General features: G+C 46.1%; 15 protein-coding genes. 3 read left to right on the top strand and 12 right to left on the bottom strand.

All coding sequences use genetic code 11. The features are described 5' to 3' along the window. The first annotated feature begins 293 nt into the window (after window positions 1-293). Both carA and carB read left to right on the top strand, forming a co-directional pair. On the top strand, window positions 294-1,433 hold the full coding sequence (gene carA, locus UQW94_RS20330; protein ID WP_017821483.1) for a glutamine-hydrolyzing carbamoyl-phosphate synthase small subunit: 1,140 nt from the start codon (window positions 294-296) through the stop codon (window positions 1,431-1,433). Between the two features lie 16 nt (window positions 1,434-1,449). Beyond that, window positions 1,450-4,683 (top strand): carbamoyl-phosphate synthase large subunit, encoded by a 3,234-nt coding sequence (gene carB / locus UQW94_RS20325; protein ID WP_005381854.1) that lies wholly within the window; start codon window positions 1,450-1,452, stop codon window positions 4,681-4,683. Between the two features lie 75 nt (window positions 4,684-4,758). On the opposite strand, the gene UQW94_RS20320 is transcribed toward carB, so the two are convergent. Continuing rightward, on the bottom strand, window positions 4,759-5,178 hold the full coding sequence (locus UQW94_RS20320; RefSeq protein ID WP_238853048.1) for a hypothetical protein: 420 nt from the start codon (window positions 5,176-5,178) through the stop codon (window positions 4,759-4,761). Continuing rightward, on the bottom strand, window positions 5,168-6,082 hold the full coding sequence (locus tag UQW94_RS20315) for a hypothetical protein (protein WP_025768414.1): 915 nt from the start codon (window positions 6,080-6,082) through the stop codon (window positions 5,168-5,170). Before UQW94_RS20315 ends, UQW94_RS20320 begins: the two co-directional genes overlap by 11 nt. A 249-nt stretch (window positions 6,083-6,331) precedes the next feature. On the opposite strand from UQW94_RS20315, the gene UQW94_RS20310 reads away from it, so the two are divergent. Beyond that, a complete protein-coding gene (locus UQW94_RS20310) occupies window positions 6,332-7,111 on the top strand; it encodes a TSUP family transporter (RefSeq protein WP_267922872.1) in 780 nt (259 codons plus the stop codon). Here UQW94_RS20310 and UQW94_RS20305 read toward each other — a convergent pair. The 10 genes from UQW94_RS20305 to gltB (UQW94_RS20260) all read right to left on the bottom strand — a co-directional run bounded on the left by UQW94_RS20305 (window position 7,053) and on the right by gltB (UQW94_RS20260) (window position 24,155). Next, the gene (locus tag UQW94_RS20305; protein ID WP_005387379.1) at window positions 7,053-7,907 is read right to left on the bottom strand and encodes a LysR family transcriptional regulator; all 855 of its coding nucleotides are present in this window, start codon (window positions 7,905-7,907) and stop codon (window positions 7,053-7,055) included. The genes UQW94_RS20310 and UQW94_RS20305 overlap by 59 nt on opposite strands. A gap of 128 nt (window positions 7,908-8,035) precedes the next feature. Further along, window positions 8,036-8,656 carry a TRIC cation channel family protein gene (locus tag UQW94_RS20300; protein WP_322142523.1) on the bottom strand — a complete coding sequence of 207 codons (621 nt, stop codon included), beginning with the start codon at window positions 8,654-8,656 and terminating at the stop codon, window positions 8,036-8,038. Between the two features lie 69 nt (window positions 8,657-8,725). Further along, complete coding sequence (gene btuF, locus UQW94_RS20295) at window positions 8,726-9,547, bottom strand: vitamin B12 ABC transporter substrate-binding protein BtuF (RefSeq protein WP_213874621.1); 822 nt, start codon at window positions 9,545-9,547, stop codon at window positions 8,726-8,728. After that, window positions 9,547-10,500, bottom strand: a complete 954-nt coding sequence (locus tag UQW94_RS20290) for a cobalamin biosynthesis family protein (RefSeq protein ID WP_206958048.1) — start codon at window positions 10,498-10,500, stop codon at window positions 9,547-9,549. Before UQW94_RS20290 ends, btuF begins: the two co-directional genes overlap by 1 nt. Window positions 10,501-10,511: 11 nt before the next feature. Beyond that, complete coding sequence (mtnN, locus tag UQW94_RS20285; protein WP_213874539.1) at window positions 10,512-11,207, bottom strand: 5'-methylthioadenosine/S-adenosylhomocysteine nucleosidase; 696 nt, start codon at window positions 11,205-11,207, stop codon at window positions 10,512-10,514. 63 nt (window positions 11,208-11,270) lie between these two features. After that, entirely contained in the window at window positions 11,271-11,699 is a 429-nt protein-coding gene (locus tag UQW94_RS20280; protein WP_017633627.1) for a DUF1499 domain-containing protein, read from the bottom strand. Window positions 11,700-11,790: 91 nt separating this feature from the next. Then, window positions 11,791-13,203, bottom strand: coding sequence for an FAD-dependent oxidoreductase (locus UQW94_RS20275; protein ID WP_322142522.1), 1,413 nt, complete (start codon window positions 13,201-13,203; stop codon window positions 11,791-11,793). A 20-nt stretch (window positions 13,204-13,223) separates the two neighbouring features. Next, on the bottom strand, window positions 13,224-17,687 hold the full coding sequence (gltB, locus tag UQW94_RS20270) for a glutamate synthase large subunit (protein ID WP_322142521.1): 4,464 nt from the start codon (window positions 17,685-17,687) through the stop codon (window positions 13,224-13,226). A gap of 448 nt (window positions 17,688-18,135) precedes the next feature. Then, window positions 18,136-19,605 carry a glutamate synthase subunit beta gene (locus tag UQW94_RS20265; protein ID WP_104975856.1) on the bottom strand — a complete coding sequence of 490 codons (1,470 nt, stop codon included), beginning with the start codon at window positions 19,603-19,605 and terminating at the stop codon, window positions 18,136-18,138. Beyond that, a complete protein-coding gene (gene gltB, locus UQW94_RS20260) occupies window positions 19,605-24,155 on the bottom strand; it encodes a glutamate synthase large subunit (protein ID WP_322142520.1) in 4,551 nt (1,516 codons plus the stop codon). The genes UQW94_RS20265 and gltB (UQW94_RS20260) overlap by 1 nt, the downstream gene beginning before the upstream one ends. Window positions 24,156-24,532: the final 377 nt, after the last annotated feature.

Genomic DNA, 24,532 nt, shown 5'->3' with positions numbered 1-24,532 from the left:
CTCATACTTTTTTGTGATCTCTAAAAAGTTCAAATTTGTAAAATTCATTAAACCTCTATGCCTCTCTATGTAATAGCATGTAAAAGTTATCTTTTTGGGCCTTACTGATTCAAAATGACCTTACTCGCTAGAAATTAATCATTTATTTTTGATTGTAGGTTGACAGGTTTCGAGTCCAACTTTAGAATACCGCCAATTTGTCTGAAATACCTATTTATGTAGATTTTATAGGTAAAGGAAGGCATGTTTGCAGTTTGATTTATTTTTTTTGCATTTTTATTCTGGAGGTTGTCTTGGGTAAATTAGCACTGTTGGTCCTAGAAGATGGGACAGTGTTCCGCGGAGTGTCCATAGGGGCAGATGGTCTTTCCGTTGGTGAAGTCGTTTTTAATACCTCGATGACGGGGTATCAAGAAATCCTCACTGATCCTTCCTATTCTCAGCAAATCGTCACTCTCACTTATCCTCACATTGGCAATACCGGAACCACTTCCGAAGATGAAGAATCCTCTTCCATTCATGCACAAGGCCTTGTGATTCGCGATCTTCCTCTAATCGCTTCTAACTTCCGTAACGAACAATCCCTCTCTGATTATCTTAAGTCTCAAAATATCGTTGGCATCGCTGATATCGATACTCGTAAGCTCACTCGTATCCTGCGTGAAAAAGGTGCTCAAAACGGCTGTATTGTTGCGGGCAATAACCTAGACGAAGCTTTGGCACTAGCGAAAGCAAAAGAATTCCCAGGCTTAAAAGGAATGGACCTTGCGAAAGAAGTTACAACAAAAGAAGCGTATCAGTGGAAACAAGGTTCGTGGACGCTTGAAGGTGGACTTCCAGAGGCGAAAGATGACAGCGAGCTGCCATACCACGTTGTCGCTTACGACTTCGGCGCAAAACGCAACATCTTACGAATGTTGGTTGACCGCGGCTGCCGCTTAACGGTTGTACCTGCAGAAACGTCAGCGGAAGAAGTTCTGGCACTAAATCCAGATGGCGTATTCTTATCGAACGGCCCTGGTGACCCAGAACCATGTACTTACGCGATTGAAGCAACCAAAGTGTTCCTAGAAAAAGGCCTGCCAATTTTTGGTATTTGTCTAGGTCACCAAATTCTGGCGCTAGCATCAGGTGCGCAAACGGTGAAAATGAAGTTTGGTCACCACGGTGCAAACCACCCAGTAAAAGATTTAGAGCGTAACGTTGTGATGATCACTTCGCAAAACCACGGCTTTGCGGCAGATGAAGCAACATTACCGGAAAACTTACGTGCTACTCACGTATCGCTATTTGATGGCTCTTTGCAAGGTATCCACCGCACAGACAAGCCAGCATTTAGCTTCCAAGGTCACCCAGAAGCGAGCCCTGGTCCACATGACGCGGCACCGCTATTTGACCACTTTATCGAACTAATCAAAAAACACAGCGCTTAATTCGGAGTAGTAGATAATGCCAAAACGTACTGACATTCAAAGTATTCTAATTCTTGGTGCTGGTCCGATTGTTATCGGTCAGGCATGTGAGTTTGACTACTCTGGCGCACAAGCGTGTAAAGCTCTTCGTGAAGAAGGCTACCGAGTTATCCTGGTTAACTCTAACCCAGCAACGATTATGACTGACCCAGAGATGGCAGATGCGACTTACATCGAGCCGATTCAGTGGGAAGTTGTACGCAAGATCATCGAGAAAGAACGTCCTGATGCAGTTCTGCCAACTATGGGTGGTCAGACAGCACTTAACTGTGCGTTAGATTTAGAGAAGCACGGCGTTCTCGCAGAGTTTGGCGTAGAGATGATTGGTGCAACGGCTGATGCAATCGACAAAGCGGAAGACCGTTCTCGTTTTGATAAAGCGATGAAGTCTATCGGCCTTGAGTGTCCTCGCGCAGATACAGCGAAGAGCATGGAAGAAGCTTACAAAGTTTTAGATATGGTTGGCTTCCCTTGTATCATTCGTCCATCGTTCACCATGGGTGGCACTGGTGGTGGTATCGCGTACAACAAAGAAGAGTTCGAAGAAATCTGTCGTCGCGGTCTGGACTTATCTCCGACCAACGAACTTCTTATCGATGAGTCACTAATCGGTTGGAAAGAGTACGAAATGGAAGTCGTTCGTGACAAAGCGGACAACTGTATCATCGTATGTTCAATCGAGAACTTTGACCCAATGGGCATCCATACGGGCGACTCAATCACGGTTGCTCCAGCACAAACACTGACTGACAAAGAATACCAGCTTATGCGTAATGCATCGCTAGCTGTTCTGCGTGAAATCGGTGTTGAAACAGGTGGTTCAAACGTACAGTTTGGTATCAACCCGAAAGATGGTCGTATGGTCATCATCGAGATGAACCCGCGTGTATCTCGCTCTTCTGCGCTAGCATCAAAAGCAACAGGCTTCCCAATTGCGAAAATTGCCGCGAAACTGGCTGTTGGCTTTACGCTAGACGAACTACAAAACGACATCACAGGTGGTGCAACACCCGCGTCATTTGAACCAACTATCGACTACGTCGTAACTAAGATCCCTCGCTTTAACTTCGAGAAATTTGCTGGTGCAAACGATCGTCTGACAACTCAGATGAAATCGGTTGGTGAGGTAATGGCGATTGGTCGTAACCAACAAGAATCTCTTCATAAAGCACTGCGTGGCCTAGAAGTTGGCGCAACTGGTTTTGATGAGATGGTCGATCTGGAAGCGCCAGATGCACTGACTAAGATTCGTCACGAACTTAAAGAAGCAGGTGCAGAGCGTATCTGGTACATCGCCGATGCATTCCGAGCGGGTATGTCAGTCGACGGTGTGTTCAACTTGACTCAAATCGACCGCTGGTTCCTGGTTCAAATCGAAGAAATTGTAAAACTCGAAGAACAAGTCAAGGCGGGCGGCTACGCAGGTTTGACCAAAGAAGTGCTTCGTCAGATGAAACGCAAAGGCTTCTCTGATGCTCGCTTGTCTAAATTGCTTGGTGTCGCTGAAAGTGAAATTCGCCGTGCTCGTGAGCAGTTTGATATTCATCCGGTTTACAAACGTGTGGATACATGTGCAGCAGAGTTTTCTTCTGACACGGCTTACATGTACTCATCTTACGATGAAGAATGTGAAGCAAACCCAACAGACAAAGATAAGATCATGGTTCTTGGTGGCGGTCCAAACCGTATCGGCCAAGGTATTGAATTCGATTACTGTTGTGTCCATGCATCACTTGCGCTGCGTGAAGACGGTTACGAAACCATTATGGTTAACTGTAACCCAGAAACGGTATCTACTGACTACGATACGTCTGATCGTCTGTACTTCGAGCCAGTAACTCTGGAAGATGTACTGTCTATCGCTCGCGTTGAAAAACCAAAAGGTGTGATTGTTCAGTACGGTGGTCAAACGCCACTTAAACTGGCTCGTGCTCTAGAAGCGGCTGGTGTGCCAATCATTGGTACTAGCCCAGATGCTATCGACCGTGCGGAAGACCGTGAACGCTTCCAAGCCGCTGTTGACCGTTTAGGTCTACTTCAGCCAGAAAACGCGACAGTAACAACGATGGAGCAAGCGGTTGAGAAATCGAAAGAAATTGGCTTCCCATTAGTTGTTCGTCCATCTTATGTACTCGGTGGTCGTGCGATGGAAATCGTGTACGACGAGCAAGACCTGCGTCGCTACTTCAACGAAGCAGTAAGCGTATCGAACGAGTCTCCAGTTCTGCTAGACCGTTTCTTGGATGATGCAACCGAAGTTGATATTGATGCTATCTGTGACGGTGAACGCGTCGTTATCGGCGGTATCATGGAGCACATCGAACAAGCGGGTGTTCACTCTGGTGACTCTGCATGTTCACTGCCTGCATACACGCTAAGTCAGGAAATTCAAGACAAGATGCGTGAGCAAGTTGAGAAGTTAGCATTCGAACTCGGTGTGCGCGGTTTGATGAACACGCAGTTTGCTGTGAAAGATAACGACGTTTATCTAATTGAAGTGAACCCTCGTGCTGCTCGTACGGTACCATTCGTATCGAAAGCGACAGGCGCTCCTCTAGCGAAAATCGCTGCACGTGTAATGGCGGGTCAATCTCTAGAGTCACAAGGCTTTACTAAAGAGATTATCCCTCCTTACTACTCAGTGAAAGAAGTGGTTCTGCCGTTCAACAAATTCCCTGGTGTTGACCCTCTATTGGGCCCTGAAATGCGCTCAACAGGTGAAGTAATGGGTGTGGGTGCAACGTTCGCAGAAGCTTACGCGAAAGCAGAGCTAGGTTGTGGTGCGGTTTATCCTGAAGGTGGTCGTGCGCTACTGTCTGTACGTGAAGGTGATAAAGAGCGTGTTGTTGACCTAGCTTCTAAGTTAGTGAAACTGGGTTACCAGTTGGATGCGACACACGGTACTGCTGTAATTCTGGGCGAAGCGGGTATTAACCCACGTTTGGTAAACAAAGTACACGAAGGTCGTCCACACATTCTTGACCGCATCAAGAACAACGAATACACCTACATCGTAAACACGGCTGCTGGTCGTCAAGCGATTGAAGATTCGAAAGTTCTACGCCGTGGTGCACTGGCAGAAAAAGTGAACTACACAACGACACTGAATGCAGCGTTCGCTACATGTATGTCTCATACTGCAGACGCAAAAGCGTCAGTAACTTCGGTTCAAGAGTTACACGCTAAAGTGAAAGCGAGTCTAGACGCGTAACAGATAAAAATCAGTAAGCTCGTTAATCAGGGCTTACATGACAACCTCATTGCCCGCTCATTTGAGCGGGCTTTTTTATATCGAGGTTTTTCTAAAATGAAGAGCATTAAAGTGTGCTAGGAACGATTGGTATGCTTCGCTTTTGAAGATCATTAAGCTAATGATGGCAAGCAATGTGCCCAAAGATGAAGCAATAGAACTACCACTTGCTGCAACAAAATTAATGCTGCAAGTGAGAATGATAAAAGAGATAGTAAGTAAGTTTATTTTTGCAGCAATACTTAATCCTTTGCTTATTGTCAGAATGTTTGGAATGCATACAACAACAACCGTAATAGCTCCCAATGTAAGAAGGTAAGTATCTAGAGCAATGTGTTGAGTGAAAGAAAACCAGTCATTCCAAATGCTCAAGCTAATAGCCAGACCAATAGTCAATGCCAAGTATAAACATATACTTAGTGAGATGTTTGCTATGCTAATTGATTTAGTATTCAACTTTCAATTCCTCATAGATTCCAATTGCAAGATTTCTTAACTCTCCCGAATAACCGCTTCCTACTATGCTAATTGAGCCTCCAATTGCATCTAGAAGCTGATGAGAAATGGATGCGGATATTGTTGCTTGTGAATACCTCTTAGGAATTTCTCCTGACAACATTAGCTGTTTACGAGCTTTATTCGAAATGCTCGGAAGGTTTTTACGGATGATTTCTTTAGTTAATCTTGTTCTTTCTTGTCTGTTTAAGCCTTTTAGAATCTCGGGAACGCCTTTCTTAGTGGTTTGCTTAAGAGATTGAACCATTTTTATCGTTTGATATCCACTAGCGCCCGCTCCAGCTAAGGAGATGTAATCTAAAGCTTTAGTTGTATTTTGATACCACTCATTACTGTCTATATCCGATAATTTGTCTGGTGATTTAGATACCATACGGGTTCTTGCTACTCCAATAGCACATTGAGCTGTGGCTGCAACAGTAGCGGCGTGTGAGATATAGGACATAGTTACGCCCACAGGACCACTTACTGGTATTGTTAGCCCCGAACCAACTACCCCAATCCAGCCAATCGCTGCACCAATACAGCTAATGCTCGCTGATAGAAGCTCTTGATTGAATCTTGATTTTGACTCTTCCTGTTTTATTTTTTTTGCAAATTCTTGAGATGATTGTAATTTTATCGGTTCTCGTAGAATGATAAAGGTAGGATTGATATGGCATGTGGATTTAAAGTCTCTTAAGCGTACAACGGTGAATTTGTTATCAATATAAATTACACCCGCACCGCTAGTCTCTGGTTTAGCGTCAATAACGCTGAATAGCTGATTAATATTCACTATCTGTTCGATTTTTAAGCGTAATTGCTGCTCTTTTATTGATGGTCGAGTTAGTAAGGCTTCCATTATTTTCGTTTTTTATCAGATTAAATATTTCCTATTAAGACAGCATTTTCTTTTTCTATCAAAATATTAAGAGGCTCTTGAGGTGAGGCTCTATATTTGGATGTAATTGATATTTTTAATGTATCATTCTCTAGATTTATTGACTGATGAAAATTAGGAATAGATTGGTGTCTTGACTTTCCATTGGTAGTTTTGTGAATAAGTGCTACCGTTTCTTCCTCTTTGATACCTCTTCAAAAAGGAAGTGTAGTGGAAATCACGGTTGAGATTTTGTTGGCCTTATTTTTGGTTGCGACTGCCGCAGGCTTTATTGATGCGATGGCTGGTGGGGGAGGGCTCATTACGCTCCCTGCGCTTTTGGCAGCGGGGTTGAGTCCGACTCAAGCTCTAGCAACCAATAAGTTACAAAGTTCGTTTGGCAGTTTCTCTGCTAGCTGGTATTTCGTGCGTAACGGTATTGTCAGCTTAAAGGAAATGCGTTTTGCGATACTCTGCACTTTTATTGGTGCAGCGATCGGTGCCGAGGCTGTGCAGTTTATTGATGCTAGCGTACTCACCAGTTTGATCCCTGTTCTTTTGATAGCCATTTCCCTCTATTTTTTACTCGCGCCAAGTACGAGAAAAATCGATGGAGAACCAAAGTTATCTGAAGCGATGTTTGCGCTATGCATTGGTGGCGGGATCGGTTTCTATGATGGCTTTTTTGGCCCTGGGACTGGATCTATTTTTACTGTTTGTTTTGTTGCACTAGGTCACTTTTCTTTGGTCGAAGCCACAGCTAGAACCAAAATCCTCAATTTCACGTCAAACATTGCGGCACTACTCTTTTTTATCTTAGCTGGGTTGCCAGTGTGGAAGCTTGGCTTAATTATGGCTGTTGGCGGTTTTCTTGGTGCTCAGTTAGGGGCGAAGGTCGTGGTAAGTAAAGGGCAAAAATGGATTCGTCCTCTAGTTATAGTGATGTCGATGCTTATGGCAACGAAACTTCTTTGGCAACAACATCAGCAATGGATTCTGTCAGTGCTTTAACTCGCTCGCTACGATATGTGCTGTGACGTAAGCAGATATGTATTGGTCGAACTAACTGATCTAGCTCTTCAAAGTCATAGCAGAACTTAGGTGTGATATTAAGTGTCGTTAGGATAGATTTAGGGATTAAAGCGGGAGCCATACCTCCCAAAGCCAGTTGTGCTGCCGCAGTATACGAATCCATTTCCATCAAAGGTTCGATTCCGTGTTTGGATAAAATAGCTTGTTGATATGTGTTGGCAGGGTTAGTTAGGTCATTGGTCAAAATAGCTTTAGGTAGTTGTGAAAGTGAATGTCGACTGACAATTGAGAAAGGTTCATCGGCGAGGTGAAGGCTCATTAATCCATGATGAGGTGGTAGATAGCCAGCGCAAAATCCCAATGTTGCTTTGCCTGATTTCACATTCTCAATAATGCGTGGCGTATGATTGGTCGATATTCGTATGTATTGATCATGGGCAAAGTGTTCTGCCATGATCATGCTGAGGTATCCAGCGACTAAGGTTTCAGAGCAGTCTATCTTGATCAAAGAAGTATCTTCTATTTGTTGTTGATCATAGATCTGACCTCTTAACTCATTGAACGTTGGCTCGATCGTGTTGATGAGCGCAAGGCCATCGGAGGTCAGCTTTATGTGCCGACCATTTGGCTCTATCAATTTTTTTCCTAACTTCTTCTCTAGATTTGAAATACGTTTACTCACGGCAGATTGACTAATATAGAGTTGACTGCCCGTGCGGCTCATGGTTTTTTCTTTACTGAGGACAAGTAACGTTTCAATACCTTCAAGCAACATAATGATTAATGAAAGTTAGGAATGGTTGAGATAATTTAGCGAATTGCCCAAGAATTGGCGAATCAAATGAGCATAAATGAGAGGAGCCGACACTTGGTCGACTCCATGGTGAGTGATGTTGTTTGTGTTTAACGGTTAATGGCGAAAGTTGGCAGGGATAGATGCCAACGAATCGCACCGAGACGTATAATGAGCGTTGAGATTACACCAGCGAGTAAAGCCGTTGAGTGGTCATAACCAATGTTTACCGCCATCGTATGGAAGATGCCGCCAATAATACATGCCGTAGCATAGACTTCACTTCTTAATACCATAGGAACTTCGCGAGCCAGCACGTCTCGTATAATGCCACCGCCACAGCCAGTAATAACCCCCATTATCACCGCGACCATCCCAGATGCATTGTAGGCGAGTGCCTTTTCTACTCCTATTCCCACAAATACAGCGAGACCGATGGCATCACAAACGGGTAATACCCACCATGAGAGTCGCTTGGGTCTTCGAATAACAAGCATTGTTAGTAGACACGTAACAAATATCACCCATAAGTAAGTCGTATCTGTTATCCAAAATACGGGAGTGGCACCAAGCGCCATGTCTCGGATTGTTCCGCCACCTATAGCAGTCACACTGCCGAGCACGATAACGCCGAATGGATCCATTTTTAAACGGCCAGCCAGTAATACGCCAGAGATAGCGAAAACAGCGGTACCGAACAAATCGATCATATAAAGCAGCATGGAGTCCATGTTACTTAGTACCTTTAAATAGTGTGAGAAAAAATGGGCGGAAATTGTACGGTATTTGCCACGAAATCGTTAGCGTTTTTGACGAACGCTTTTAAAGTGCTCACACACTTCCTTGATCGCGTTCAATGTGCGTGGTGTGGGACGGTTAATCCAATCAGAGTTTAGGGACCAGATGTGTTTGTTTTTAAGAGCAAGAAGCTCATTACTCCACTCAGCCCACATACCATCGTTACTCATTGTGTGACGAGAAGTAAAAATAACCTCTGGCTGGCGAGTAATGACTTGCTCGATGCTAACTTGAGGATAAAGCGCGCTAGATGCGGCGAAAATGTTCTCACCACCGCAAAAAGTAAAGACTTCACTTGGCCAGTTCTTTCCGGCGACAGTGATGATAGGCTTTTCACTCAACTGATAAAAGTAACTAACTTTCTCGTTCGCGTTGTACTGTTCTTTTAGTGTACTCAGCTGCGTTCTAAAATCTTCAGCGGCTTTTTTTCCTACTTGTGGAGTTTCGCTGTATTGGCTGAGTTGCTCGATATTATTGGCGATATCTTCTAATGAACCTGTAGTGGAGTAATAGATAGGAATACCGAACTGTTTAATTTTCTCCAACTCTTTAGCGGGGTTTCCGGCTGGCCAAGCAATCACTAAGTCCGGCTGAAGAGCAATAATGCGCTCTAATTTAATTCCTTGATAATTTGAGACTCTTTCTAGCTGCTTTGCCTGTTCTGGATAATCGCTCATTTCGCTGACAGCAACAAGCTGCTCTCCTAGCCCTGCTGCAAAGGCAATTTCGGTGGCATGTGGAGCTAAACTTATAATGCGTTGAGCGGGTTGAGCGAAGGTCGCTGTCGAAACAAACAGCGTTAATGCGAAGCATAATTTATTCATCATAATCCTTGATAAATTATTCCTAAAAGCAAACTTTGGATTGCGATCCAAGCCAGGACGCGCCAAACGAGCAGCGTATGTATTTGTGAAAGGTGAATAGCCGATGGCGCAATGCGCCCACCGATTTTTGCGCGCTCTGCACGCACACCTTGATAGATAGCAGGGCCGCATAAAGACAGTTGTAGTTTGTGTCCGATAGTACATAACACCCAGCTAGGTCCTGGTAAGGGCCAAGACTTCGCTTGCTGTTGTATTCCAGAGAGCACATTACTTGTATTCTTTCCGGCAGCTAAAAGTATGGCAAAGAGACGAAGTGGAATAATATCCAGAGTAGCAACCAGTTGAATCACAGGTTTACCAAAGGGCAAATATTGGCGTCGGCTAGGAGACCACACTCGCGCTAATTCTGTTGTGAGTCGATACATTAACGCACCAATACCACCTGTTAGTGCGTACCAAAATAGCACGCCGATCACGTTGCGGCTGTATCCCATAATCAGGGTTTCTGAGCCAGCTTTACCTATGCCAACGATCGAGAGGCTACCAGTATCGCGATTAAGATATGGTCTCAGTAATGCTCGACACTGAGCTTTGTCTTCCGAAGAGATACTTGTGACGAGCTGTTTCGTTAACGTTTCGCTGTTGCGCCAGTCTAGCGCAATGATCAATAGAACCAGTTCATATAAAGGGATTTGCCAAACAAATGGCTTTACTGCAATCAGTAATATCAAGCAAGGAAACAGCATCAAGCCTAGTGCAAGACTGCCTGAGATTACACTCTGTGAGTAATTGTGATTATTGTTCACTTTGTTAGCTAGCTGCTCTGCTAGCTTTCGCCATAAAGTGATGGGGTGCGCTGAATGGGGGATTGGCACTAAAAGGTGCAAGATCAGTGCACCCCACATAATGAGGAGCGCACCGTTGGTATAAAATGACTGAAAAACTTCTTCCATGAATGAGTCGTTTACTTAATGAGTTCCAGCATTTTGAATACCATTTCGGAAGAGCTTTTTGCTGCTAGAGGCAGGAACTCATCAAAGCTCATTGGTGATTCTTTATCAGCGACATCAGAGATTGCACGCACAACAACAAACGGTGTGTTGAATTGGTGACAAGTTTGAGCGATAGCAGATGCTTCCATTTCTACAGCGATAGCTGACGGGAAGTGTTTACGAATAAACTCTTGACGCTCAGCAGTACAAACAAACGCATCGCCAGTACAAATTAGGCCGCGAACCGCATGAGTGTTTTCCATTTGTGCTAGGGCTTTTTCGGCTAAGTCCATTAGCTTGTCATCCGCTTTGAATGCAGCTGGTTGACCGGCCATTTGGCCAATTTCATAACCAAAAGCGGTTACGTCTGCATCGTGATGACGAACTTCTGTAGAGATAACTACATCGCCAAGGTTTAAGCTTGAATCGAAACCGCCAGCAGAGCCTGTGTTAATCACAACGTCTGGTTGGTATTCATCAAGAAGGATTGTCGTGCCCACTGCCGCTGCAACTTTACCGATGCCCGATTGTAGTACGACGACTTCGACATCGTTAATTTGACCAGAGAAAAACGTACAACCTGCTTTATTTACAGTTTTGCAGTTTGTAATTGCTTGCTTCAGGATGGTCACTTCTTGTTCCATCGCACCGATGATACCAACTTTCATAACACTCTCTTTAAGTAAATATTTTAGTTGGCCGAGAGTATAGCACTCCCCGTTGGCAGTTTTCTATTTGATGAGCTTTGCTTGAGTGAGCTTTTCTCGTAATTGATCGGCGCGCTTTCTGTTTACGCCAAAGTCAGAGTAGCCCACACGAGATTCTGAGCGCACAATCAGTTGGTCTCCTGCTATTTTTAGCTCGAGGTCATCCACGAAGCGCATGATTTTAGATGTGCACTCGATACGAAGGTAGTTGCTTTCTTTCACCGCGGTTTTCGCGCCTGGCAGTTCAAGCGCAACTTGCTCAATAGCGTCGATGTTCGCTGAATCAACTAAGATAAATGGCGTTAGGTTGTATTTTTCTCGCGTGTCTTGGGTGGAGACGCAGTTTGGTTTGTCACCACAAGGTGATTGAGAACGATCCGTCATGGTTTTGACTCCTTGGCTACAAGCGGTTAAGCCGAGCAAAGTAATGGAAAGGAGAGCGGCTTTTTTCATTATATTTACTCTTATGATTTTGCTTCTAATTATATGGATACAAAAGAAAAAGGATCCAATAATAGGACCCTTTTTGTGAGGTTAACTGAGATTAAACTTCGAGGTAATCGAGAATGCCTTCTGCCGCTTTTCGTCCTTCATCAATTGCGGTTACGACAAGATCAGAACCTCGTACCGCATCGCCACCCGCGAAGATCTTTTCGTTGCTGGTCTGGAACTGGAACTCTTGCTTCGCTGGGGCTTTGATACGACCCCATTGATCCAAATCGACATCAAACGGTGCTAACCAGTCCATTTTGTGCGGCTGGAAACCAAACGCCATGATAACAACGTCTGCTGGTAGAACGTGCTCGCTGCCTTCAACGTGCTCTGGACGTCGGCGACCCGCTTCATCAGGTTCACCAAGTGCGGTTTTCACCACTTTGACCCCCGAGACTTTGCCTGACGCATCCACTTCCACTCCCAAAGGCTGAAGGTTGAACATGAACTTCACGCCTTCTTCCTTTGCGTTTTTTACCTCGCGACGAGAGCCTGGCATGTTGGCCTCATCACGACGATAAGCACAAACTACGTTGGAGGCACCTTGGCGAATTGAGGTACGAACGCAGTCCATTGCTGTATCACCACCACCCAGTACGACGACTTTCTTTCCTGCCATATCGATAAAGGGTTGGTTACTCTCAAGATCCATGACTTTGTAGGTGTTCGAAATTAAAAATGGCAGCGCGTCATACACACCCGGCGCATCTTCATTATCTAGACCTGCACGCATGTATTTATAGGTGCCAACGCCCAAGAAAACAGCATCGTATTCATCAAGTAGCTCTTGCATTTGGACATCTTTGCCTACTTCCATGTTCATGCGGAACTCGACGCCCATTTCAGTGAACACACGGCGGCGGTTTTCCATCACGCCTTTTTCAAGCTTGAAGGAAGGAATACCGAAGGTCAGAAGGCCTCCAATTTCAGGGTAGCGGTCAAACACGACTGGCTTAACGCCATTGCGCACTAGGATATCAGCGGCAGCCAAGCCAGCTGGGCCTGCTCCAATGATTGCGACCTTTTTATCAGTCCACTCCACCTTGGACATATCTGGCTTCCAGCCCATTTCAAACGCTTTGTCGGTAATGTACTTTTCTATGTTACCGATGGTGACGGCACCAAAGTCATCATTAAGCGTGCATGAACCTTCACATAGGCGGTCTTGAGGACAAACGCGCCCACATACTTCCGGTAGGCTATTGGTTTGATGCGATAGTTCAACCGCTTCAAGAATACGACCTTCATTGGCAAGTTTTAACCATTGAGGGATGTAGTTGTGGACTGGGCATTTCCATTCACAATATGGGTTGCCACAATCTAAGCAGCGATCCGCTTGTGCAGTCGCCTGTTGTTTAGTGAACGGTTCATAGATTTCAACGAACTCGATCTTACGAACTTTGATAGGCTTTTTCGCAGGATCTACACGCTGCACATCGATAAATTGATAAACGTTCTGGCTCATGATTCAAACATCCTCCATGATTACTGTGCTTGAACACGCAGCTCTGCGGCACTGCGGCTCTGGTGACCAAGTAGCGTGCGAAGATCTGCCGCTTGTGGTTTCACCAAATAAAACTTTGGAATCCATTCATCAAAGTTCGCCAAAATATTTTCAGCATGACTCGACCCTGTTTCTTCAAGGTGTTCCGCAATTAGGCCACGCAAATGTTCTTGGTGGATGTAAAGATCGGACAATGAGATGGCTTCGACAGACTCAGTATTAACTCGACCTTCAAAGCTTTGGTTCTCATCCAGAACATAGGCAAAGCCTCCAGTCATACCCGCGCCAAAGTTCACACCTGTCGCACCAAGAATGGCAACAATACCGCCAGTCATGTACTCACAAGCGTTATCGCCAGCACCTTCAATGACGGCTATCGTACCTGAGTTTCGTACGCCGAAACGCTCACCTGCTTTACCGGCTGCAAATAGTTTACCGCCGGTCGCGCCGTACAGGCAGGTGTTACCAATGATAGTTGCTTCATTGCATTTAAATGCGGTGCCAAGGTGAGGTTTGATAACCACTTTACCACCCGCCATGCCTTTGCCCACGTAGTCGTTCGCATCGCCCGTGAGGTAAAGCTCTACACCACCTGCGTTCCAAACACCAAAGGACTGGCCTGCGGTGCCGTCAAGATAGATTTTGATAGGGGAAGCCGCCAACCCTTGGTTGCCATAGCGTTTTGCTATTTCGCCAGATAAGCGTGCACCAACAGAACGATCAGTGTTGATGACATTGTAGAAGAAACTTGCCGATTGACTGTTTTCGACCGCATGCATGGCATCATCAACGATCTTTTGGTTGAGCTCAGCTTTGTCAAACGGTTTGTTTGGCTCTGTCCAAAATAGCGGATGGCCCTCAGGTGATACTGGAGCTTCTAGAATATTGGATAGATCCAGCTTGGTCTGTTTCGCTGTAAATCCCTCTACTGCCTCAAGTAAATCGGTACGACCAATCAAGTCCGTCAGCTTTTCAACGCCAAGTTCGGCGAGTAATCCGCGCACTTCGTCTGCCAGGCCGATGAAGTAATTCATCACCATTTCTGGTAGACCTTTGAAGTATTCTTTACGCAGTGTCTCGTCTTGAGTCGCAACCCCAGTTGCACAGTTGTTGAGGTGACAAATTCGTAGGAACTTACAACCCATAGCGACCATTGGCGCAGTACCAAAACCGAAGCTTTCTGCACCTAAAATTGCGGCTTTAACTACGTCTAAACCAGTCTTTAGACCACCGTCTACCTGTAGGCGAATCTTATGACGCAGACCATTAGCAACCAGAGCTTGTTGTGTCTCTGCCAACCCCAACTCCCAAGGGCTACCAGCGTATTTTACCGAAGTTAATGGGCTTGCTGCGGTACCACCGTCGTAACCCGAAATGGTAATAAGATCAGCGTAAGCCTTGGCTACACCCGTTGCGATGGTGCCGACACCTGGCTCGGAGACGAGTTTTACCGAAACCAGCGCATTTGGGTTGACTTGTTTAAGGTCGAAGATCAGCTGGGCCAAATCTTCAATCGAATAGATATCGTGGTGCGGAGGAGGGGAGATCAGAGTCACGCCTTGTACCGAATAACGCAGTTTTGCGATTTCTGCGGTGACTTTGTGTCCTGGTAGCTGTCCACCTTCACCCGGTTTCGCACCTTGTGCCACCTTGATTTGCAGTACATCCGCATTAGTCAGGTAATGCGGCGTTACACCAAATCGGCCAGAAGCAATCTGTTTGATACGTGAGTTACGCTCAGTACCGAAGCGGCGAGGATCTTCACCGCCTTCACCCGAGTTAGAGTAACCACCAAGACGGTTCATCGCCGTTGCAAGTGCTTCATGCGCTTCTGGGCTAAGTGCGCCAATGGACATTGCCGCTGAGTCAAAGCGTTTGAACAGTTCAGTGCGTGGTTCTATTTGCTCAAGTGGCAGCGGTGAGTCTGATTTTTTCAGCGACATTAAGTCACGCAGCATGGCAACAGGGCGTTGGTTTACCTGCTTAGCAAAGCTCTGATAGTCGTTACTTTCGCCAGATTTAACTGCCTGTTGCAGCGTGCCGACAACATCCGGGTTGTAAGCATGATACTCACCTCCATGGACGTACTTTAACAAGCCGCCATGATCAATCGATTTGCGTTTCGCCCATGCTTTACGAGATAAGTTTGTAAGATCTTGCTGGAAGTCGTCAAAATTCGCGCCTTCAATTCGAGTTGTGACGCCTTTAAAACACAGATCGACCACATCTTGGCTCAAGCCAACTGCTTCAAATAGTTGTGAGCAGCGGTAAGAGGCGATGGTTGAGATCCCCATTTTCGACATGATCTTGTACAGGCCTTTGTTGATGCCGTATTGGTAGTTTTGCATCACATCGCGGTAGTCTTTCTCTAGTGCTTTATCATCAATCAGTTTACCTAACGCTTCATAAGCAAGGTATGGGTAAACCGCAGTAGCACCAAAGCCAAGCAAGACAGCAAATTGGTGTGGGTCACGAGCTGTTGCGGTCTCAACAACAATGTTGGCATCACAACGTAAGTTGGCATCGATCAAGCGAGTTTGAACCGCACCGACCGCCATTGCTGCAGGAATTGGCAGCTTGCCTTTGACTAAAGCGCGATCTGAAAGCACGACTAGAACCGTGCCTTCACGCACCACTTGTTCTGCTTGCTCACACAGATCATCAATGGCTTGTTTGAGATCTTTCTGTTGTGGGTCGTAGTTGATATCGAGAATGGTATTACGGTAATGATCGTCACTCAGCTCTAGTAGTTGCTGCATGTCTGAATAGAGCAGTACTGGAGAATCAAAGGTTACACGATGCGCGTGGCCATCGGTTTCACAGAAGACATTCATTTCCTGACCGATGCTGGTCGCCAGCGACATGACGTGTTTCTCACGCAGTGGATCGATTGGTGGGTTGGTGACCTGCGCGAACTTCTGACGGAAGTAATCAGTCACCAAGCGCTCTTTCGAAGAAAGAACCGCCATCGGGGTGTCATCACCCATCGAACCGACGGCTTCTTGCCCCATATCACCGAGGACACGCAATACTTGATCGACTTCTTCATTGCTCATAGCAAACTGCTTTTGATAAGTCTTAAGCAAGTCTTCATCAAAGCTGCGCTCACCTACTTGATCTTCAGGCAGCTGAGAGAACGGTGTTAGTTTGCGAACGTTGTTCTCCATCCATTCGCGATAAGGGTGACGAGATTTCAGGTCATTATCGATCTCGCTAGATTGCCAAAGCTTACCTTTACGAGTGTCGATGACGAGCAATTCCCCCGGACCTACACGACCTTTTTTGGCAACTTCATCTGGGGCGTAATTCCAAATCCCTACCTCAGACGCCAGAGTGATCAACTTGTCTTTGGTAATTACATAACGCGCAGGACGTAGACCGTTTCGGTCTAGGTTACAAGCAGCATAACGACCATCGGACAGTACGATACCTGCTGGGCCATCCCATGGTTCCATGTGTTTGGAGTTGAAATCGTAAAACGCACGCAAATCCGGATCCATGTCAGGGTGGTTTTGCCATGCTGGCGGCACAAGCATACGCATGGCACGGAAGATATCCATGCCGCCAGCTAAAAAGAGATCTAGCATATTATCTAGGCTAGACGAGTCTGAGCCTGTCTCGTTCACAAACGGTGCTGCAGTTTGTAGGTCAGGCAGCAGTGGTGACGAGAACTTGTAAGCACGAGCGCGTGCCCATTGTCGGTTACCTTCAATGGTATTGATCTCACCATTATGAGCAAGGTAGCGGAACGGTTGAGCTAATGGCCAACGCGGTTGAGTGTTGGTAGAAAAACGCTGGTGGAACAGACAGATAGCAGATTCCATACGTAGATCGGCAAGATCAAGATAAAAGCGCGGTAAGTCCGCAGGCATGCATAGGCCTTTGTACACCAAAACTTGAGTCGATAAGCTACAGATGTAGAAATCCGGATCTTCGGTGATTTGTTTCTCGATGCGACGGCGTGCGATGTAGAGACGACGTTCAATGTCGCGTTCGCGCCAACCTGCCGGTGCAGAGACAAAGACTTGCTGAATATTTGGAAGCGAGTTGGCCGCAATTGGACCGAGTACTTCTGAATTAGTTGGTACTTCACGCCAACCAGCCACAGTTAGCGTCTCTTGCGCCAGTTCTTTGTTGACGATGTCTTTAGCGAGTTGAGCTTTGACTGGATCTTGGTTGAAGAAAATCATCCCTACGGCGTATTGCTTGCCAAGGTTGAAACCATTTTCTTCGGCAATAAGACGTAAATAGGAATCGGGCTTTTGTAATAGAAGACCACAACCATCACCAGTTTTACCATCGGCGGCGATACCACCACGGTGAGTCATGCGGTCAAGTGCAGAAATTGCTGTACGTACCAGCTTGTGGCTTTGTTCGCCTTCCATATGCGCGATCAAGCCAAATCCACAGTTGTCTTTCTCAAGACTTGGATCATAAAGAGCCATTGCAATTCTCCCTTTGCTTATCCGTCATCCCGACAGATATATCAACACTGCTTACGTTGATATCGATGACTAACTATGCGTCATCTTTATAGCTTTATGTATAATTATTCAGTAAAAGTTGTGAAATATTTAACATTTTTTGAGTGTTTTATTTTCATCAACTTCACAAGCTATAGCTTATTGTAAAAAAGGTCAAGTTATTAGTGGATCATCACGTGAATATACGATTTACCATTTAATAAGCTAAAATAGTTTAATAATTTCAAATAGATAGAAAATTGATTGTTACAAAAAAGTAACATTTGATTCTGTGGGAGATAAAAAAGACCAGCATAAAATGCTGGTCAAAATAGAAAGATTGGAAGGAATTGTTTTCTTTCTTCACCGATAGCCATCGATATTGCTGATGGCTATTAGGCAATTGAAAGAGAGAAGCATGACTGCTTCGTTAAGCAGAAAGCATCAGTGAATCTGCTTTTGCTTCTAGGTTTGTGCCACCCATTAGGTAATCATCGATAGCACGGGCACATTCGCGGCCTTCATTGATACAACGAACCACCAAAGATTGGCCTGTTCGCATATCACCAGCAGCAAATACGCCTTCTTGGTTAGTAGCAAAATCTTGAGTTGCTACGTTACCGCGATCGTCTAGTGCGATATCCAGTTGAGCAAGTACGCCTGTTGGTTCAGGGTGTAGGAATCCCATCGCTAGAAATGCCATATCACATGGAATCACACGCTCGCTGCCTTCTACTTCTTTGAAGCTTGGACGCTCGCCTGGTTTCGCATCTTGCCAAACGATATCAGCTAAACGAAGACCGGTAACTTCACCTTTGTCATTGCCGATGAACTCTTTGGTTAGGATATTCCAGTGACGATCAACGCCTTCTTCATGAGACGTCGAAGTACGTAGGATCATCGGGTACTGTGGCCATGGCATATTGGCAGGACGTTTCTCTGGTGGAATCGGCATGATTTCAACCTGAGTGATGCTTGCTGCACCGTGGCGGTTTGATGTACCTACACAGTCAGAACCCGTATCACCACCACCGATAACGACAACGTGTTTACCCGCGGCGTGAAGTTCTTCACCCTTAAGATCCATGTCGTTGGCACGGCGGTTATTTTGACCTAGGAATTCCATCGCGAAGTGAACGCCTTTTAGTTCACGACCCGGAACGGGCAAATCACGTGGAACCGTTGAGCCACCGGTTAGTAGAACCACATCGAACTCTTGACGCAATTGTTGAGCATTTACATCAACACCGACGTGTTGGTTTACTTTAAACTCAATGCCAGCTTCTGCCATTAGATTGATCTTGCGATCAATGACTTCCATGCTCAGTTTAAAGTCTGGGATACCAAAACGTAGCAGACCGCCCACTTTCTCGTCTCGCTCGAATACCGTCACAGTATGACCAGCGCTGTTTAGCTGCTCTGCTGCCGCAAGGCCAGCAGGACCTGAACCAATGATCGCAACGGTTTTGCCAGTGCGAGAGCGTGGTGTTTTTGGTTTGGCGTACCCTTCACGATACGCCGTTTCTACGATGGTTTTCTCGATATTACAGATAGTGATTGGATCTTGGTTGATGCCAAGTACACAAGCACTTTCACACGGAGCAGGGCAAACACGACCAGTGAACTCTGGGAAGTTATTGGTTGAGCTTAGAATGTTCCAAGCTTCTTCCCAGCTATCACGATAAACCGCATCGTTAAACTCTGGGATGATGTTACCGATAGGGCAGCCGTTATGACAAAACGGCACACCACAATCCATACAACGAGAAGCCTGAGTATTGATCTTGTCACCAAACTCCTCGTTCAGAACGAACTCTTTGTTGTTCTTGATGCGTTCAGCTGGGTCGATCTTCTGTGGTAGTTCACGACCATGCTCTAAAAATCCAGTAGGCTTACCCATTATACGGCCTCCACTTGAGTTTCGTTTCCTTGAGACTGTGCTTCAGCTTTACGCTTTTGAAGAACCGCTTTGTAGTCACGCGGCATTACCTTAACCATAGAGGCTAGGCTTGCTTCAAAGTTGTCTAGGAAAGACTGAGCGACTTCACTTCCTGTGAATTGAACATGCTTAGTTAGCATGTCGAGTAATAGATCTCTGTCTTCTTGCTCGATTGGATCTAGGTCTACTAACTCTGGGTTCAGTTTTGACTCAAAGTCACCTGATTTATCCCATACGTAAGCCACGCCACCACTCATACCTGCGGCAAAGTTACGACCTGTTGACCCAAGGATGATGGCTGCACCGCCAGTCATGTATTCACAACCGTGGTCACCGACGCCTTCTACTACTACTTTCGCGCCTGAGTTACGAACACAGAAACGTTCACCAGCCATACCACGAATGAAAGACTCACCCGAAGTTGCACCGTAGAAGCACACGTTACCAACCACGATGTTGTCTTCCGCGACAATGCTTGATTTCGCATCTGGATAAAGTACTAAAGTACCGCCGGATAAGCCTTTACCCCAGTAGTCGTTCGCGTCGCCTTCCACTTCGAACTTCACGCCCTTAGCTAGGAATGCGCCGAATGACTGACCTGCAGAACCTTTGAACTTCACGTTCATTGGCTGAGGTAGACCTGCATCTTTGTACACTTTCGAGATTTCGTTCGACAACATGGTACCTGCAGAGCGGTCCGTGTTGACGATAGGGAACTCGGCATTCACCGCTTCGCCTTTCTCTAGTGCAGGAATCGCTGCTTGAATCAGCTTACGGTCTAGCACTTCTTCTAGGTTGTGGTTCTGTTGAGCTTGGTTGAATACACCATCAGCTTCACGTGGTTGCTCAACGTGGAGAACAGGAGACAGATTTAGGTTCTTGTATTTCCAGTGAGAAATGTCTTGGCGGATCTTCAGTTTCTGACCTTGACCGACCATTTCATCGATAGTGCGGAAGCCAAGCTCAGCCATGATTTCACGTAGACCTTGTGCCATGTATTGGAAGAAGGTAACGACGTCTTCTACGCGGCCATCAAAGCGCTCGCGAAGCGTCTTGTTCTGAGTCGCGATACCAACAGGACAAGTGTTCTTATGACACTTACGCATCATGATACAACCTTCAACCACTAATGCTGCGGTTGCTACGCCCCATTCTTCTGCACCAAGTAGTGTTGCCACTGCAAGGTCGCGAGGTGTCTTCATCTGACCATCTGCTTGAACCACGATACGGTTACGTAGACCGTTCTTCAGTAGCGTTTGGTGCGTTTCTGCCAAGCCAAGTTCCCAAGGAAGACCGGTATGGCGGATTGAAGACATTGGTGATGCACCTGTACCGCCGTCGAAACCTGCGATTAGTACAACGTCCGCTTTCGCTTTCGCTACACCAGAAGCGATCGTACCTACGCCTGCTTCTGATACCAGCTTCACGTTTACACGGCCTGCGCGGTTCGCGTTCTTCAAGTCGTAGATAAGCTGAGCCAAATCTTCGATTGAGTAGATATCGTGGTGTGGTGGTGGAGAGATAAGGCCAACGCCCGGAGTCGAGTGACGCGTTGCACCGATCCAGTCATCTACTTTATCGCCTGGTAGCTGACCACCTTCACCTGGCTTCGCACCTTGAGCCATTTTGATTTGCAGCTCTTCAGCGTTAGTTAGGTAGTAAGAGGTTACGCCGAAACGACCTGAAGCCACCTGCTTGATTGCAGAGCGTTCCCAATCGCCGTTCTCTTTGCGCTCGAAACGCATTGGGTCTTCACCACCTTCACCAGAGTTCGATTTCGCGCCAAGACGGTTCATCGCAACAGCCAGTGTGGAGTGTGCTTCGTAAGAAATAGAACCGAATGACATAGCACCCGTCGCGAAGCGTTTCACGATGCTGTCAATTGGCTCGACTTCGTCGATAGAGATAGAACCGGCTGGATTCTTAATGAATTCTAGCTGGCTACGCAGAGTTACCGCGTTGTCACCTTGTTTATCTACGGCTGTCGCGTATTGCTTGAACTGATCGTAGTTCTTGTTGCGCGTAGACTCTTGCAGTAGAGAAATAGTCTCTGGGTTGAATAGGTGCTTTTCACCACGCTGTTTCCATTGGTAAACACCACCAACATCCAACATTTGAATTGGGATTTCGCGTTGTGGGTAACCGATGCGGTGACGGATCAGCACTTCTTTGGCGATATCATCAAGGGTGAGACCTTGGATACGAGAAACCGTACCAGTGAAGTATTTGTCTACCACGGATTTGTGGATGCCCAAGGCTTCGAAGATTTGTGCGCCATGGTACGACTGTAGCGTCGAGATACCCATCTTCGAGAAGATCTTCAGAAGACCGCCATTAATCGCTTTACGGTAGTTGTTGAACAGATCGCGCGGGTTCGCTTCTGGATCCAACTTCTTCGTACGTTGAAGTTCAATGATGGTTTCAATCACTAGGTAAGGGTTAACCGCATTCGCACCGTAACCAAGTAGCGTTGCAAAGTGGTGCGTTTCACGCGCGTCACCAGTTTCAACCACGATGTCACACTTCGCACGTAGACCTTTACGGATCAAGTGGTGGTGCACTGCGCCAACAGCCAGCATTGCTGGGATCGCCGCGTGGTTTGAATTCACTGCGCGGTCAGTGAGTAGGATGATTGAATAACCATCGATAACCGCGTCTTCTGCGTATTGGCAGATACGTTTTAATGCACGCTCAAGTTTGCCTTGATCTTCACTAGCTTGGAATACGATATCCAACGTTTTCGCTTGTAGGTGCTCGTTATCGATCGCACGCAGTTTTTCAAGCTCAGAGTTGGCTAGAACAGGCGATTCCAATTCTACTTTCTGACAGTGAAGTGGTGTTTCAGTCAGAAGGTTTTGGTCTTTACCCAAGTAAGTGTTCAGCGACATAACCATACGCTCACGGATCGGGTCGATCGGTGGGTTAGTTACCTGTGCGAACAGCTGCTTGAAGTAGTTTGAAAGATGTTGAGACTGATGAGATAGAACCGCAAGAGGCCAGTCGGCACCCATTGCTGATAATGGCTCTTTCGCATCATTCGCCATTGGAACGATGATTTCGTTCACTTCTTCAGTGCTTACGCCAAACGCTTGTTGGCGGTGTAGAAGGTGTTCTGGCTTAGGTTGGCTGAACTGGTTGCTCGCATCTGGCAGCTTCTTCAAGCTCAGTAGGTTTTCTTCTACCCACTTCTCGTAAGGCTGTGCCGTTGCGATGGTGTCTTTCACTTCTTCATCAGAGATGATTCGACCTTGTTCTAGGTCTGCAACGAAGATACGACCCGGTTGTAGACGACCACGGAACTCTACGTTCTCTGGTTCAATATCCACAACACCAGATTCAGATGCCATCACTAGGAAGTTATCTTTGGTCACTGTGTAGCGAGAAGGGCGCAAACCGTTACGGTCTAGTGTCGCACCAACTTGAACACCATCAGTAAAACATACTGAAGCAGGACCATCCCATGGTTCCATGATGTTCGCGTGGTACTGATAGAACGCGCGACGTTTAGGATCCATGTTTTTGTTTTCTTGCCATGCTTCCGGGATCATCATCATCAATGCGTGTGGCAGGCTGCGACCAGAAAGAACTAGGAGCTCAAGTGCCATATCGAAGTTAGATGAATCCGAGCTGCCTTCCTGACAGATTGGAAGAAGCATGTCGATTTCAGCCTGAGTAAACAGGTCTGATTCTAGGATTGCTTCACGGGCTTTCATCCAGTTCAAGTTACCGCGAACTGTATTGATTTCACCGTTGTGGGCAATGTAACGGAAAGGCTGTGCAAGACGCCATTTCGGGAAGGTATTGGTAGAGAAACGAGAGTGTACCAGCGCCAGTGCAGTCACCATGGTCGGGTTTTGTAGATCAAGGAAGTACTGAGGTACTTGCTCGGTCGTTAACTGACCTTTGTATACCAATGTCTTGTAAGACATGGAGTTAATGTAGAAGTCGTCACCAATGTTCGAAACGCTTTCTAGGCAAACACGTACAGTATAGTTACGAAGTACGTACAGTTTGCGTTCTAGCTCTTCAGGCGTGATGCCAGGGCCGCCGGAGATAAACACGTGCTCAAATTGAGGCTCTGTGCTTAGAGGGTCGGCACCAATCATGGAGTTGTCGGTTGGTAATACGCGGTAGCCGATAACTTCAAGGTCTAGACGCTGTGCGTTGCGTTCTAGAATGTCACGGCATTGTTCGCGTTTGTATTCGTCTTTCGGGAAAAGAACGACACCAACACCATACTTTTCAAACGAAGGCAGTTTAATGCCTAGCTTAACGGCTTCTTCTAATAGGAATTCATGAGGTTTTTGTAGCAAGATACCCGCACCGTCACCGCTGCATGGGTCACAACCTTGACCACCACGGTGTTCCATGCGAGCCAGCATATCCAATGCTTGAGTCACTACTTCATGAGATTTACGGTTTTTAAGGTGAGCAACAAAACCGATACCACAAGCGTCATGCTCCAGTTCCGGAGTGTACAGACCCTGTGGATTTTGCTCTCTATCTACCATAGATACATCCTTCCAGTTCAATGTCGACGCAAAAGTACCGGGCAGCAAATACTACCTAGACTATTGATTACGTCTTGTCCTTTATATTTATTATCGCCACCGATCTAGGTTGACCGGTCTTGATTCCTTTCCGTATCTCGCAGGAAAAGTTTTGCGAGAAAAACAATCCTTGGTGGTATCCCTTTATTTATTATCACTATCTAGTGATTTATATAGGTAGGAGTGGGATAACACCGACAAATCCCGCAGTGTGCTTTGTAATAAAAGTCACAAAAATAACGGGGTTGTGTAAGTATCCTACAATTTTGTCACTTCAGAATGCAATGAAAAAGTCGGCGTTGTGACCCAATTTTTTCGTTTAATTATGCATTTTTAGT

This window comes from Vibrio sp. PBL-C16, assembly GCF_034321865.1.
GTDB lineage: Bacteria > Pseudomonadota > Gammaproteobacteria > Enterobacterales > Vibrionaceae > Vibrio > Vibrio alginolyticus.
The sequence above is the reverse complement of the archived record's forward strand: the minus strand, read 5'-3'. Positions and strand labels throughout refer to the sequence as shown.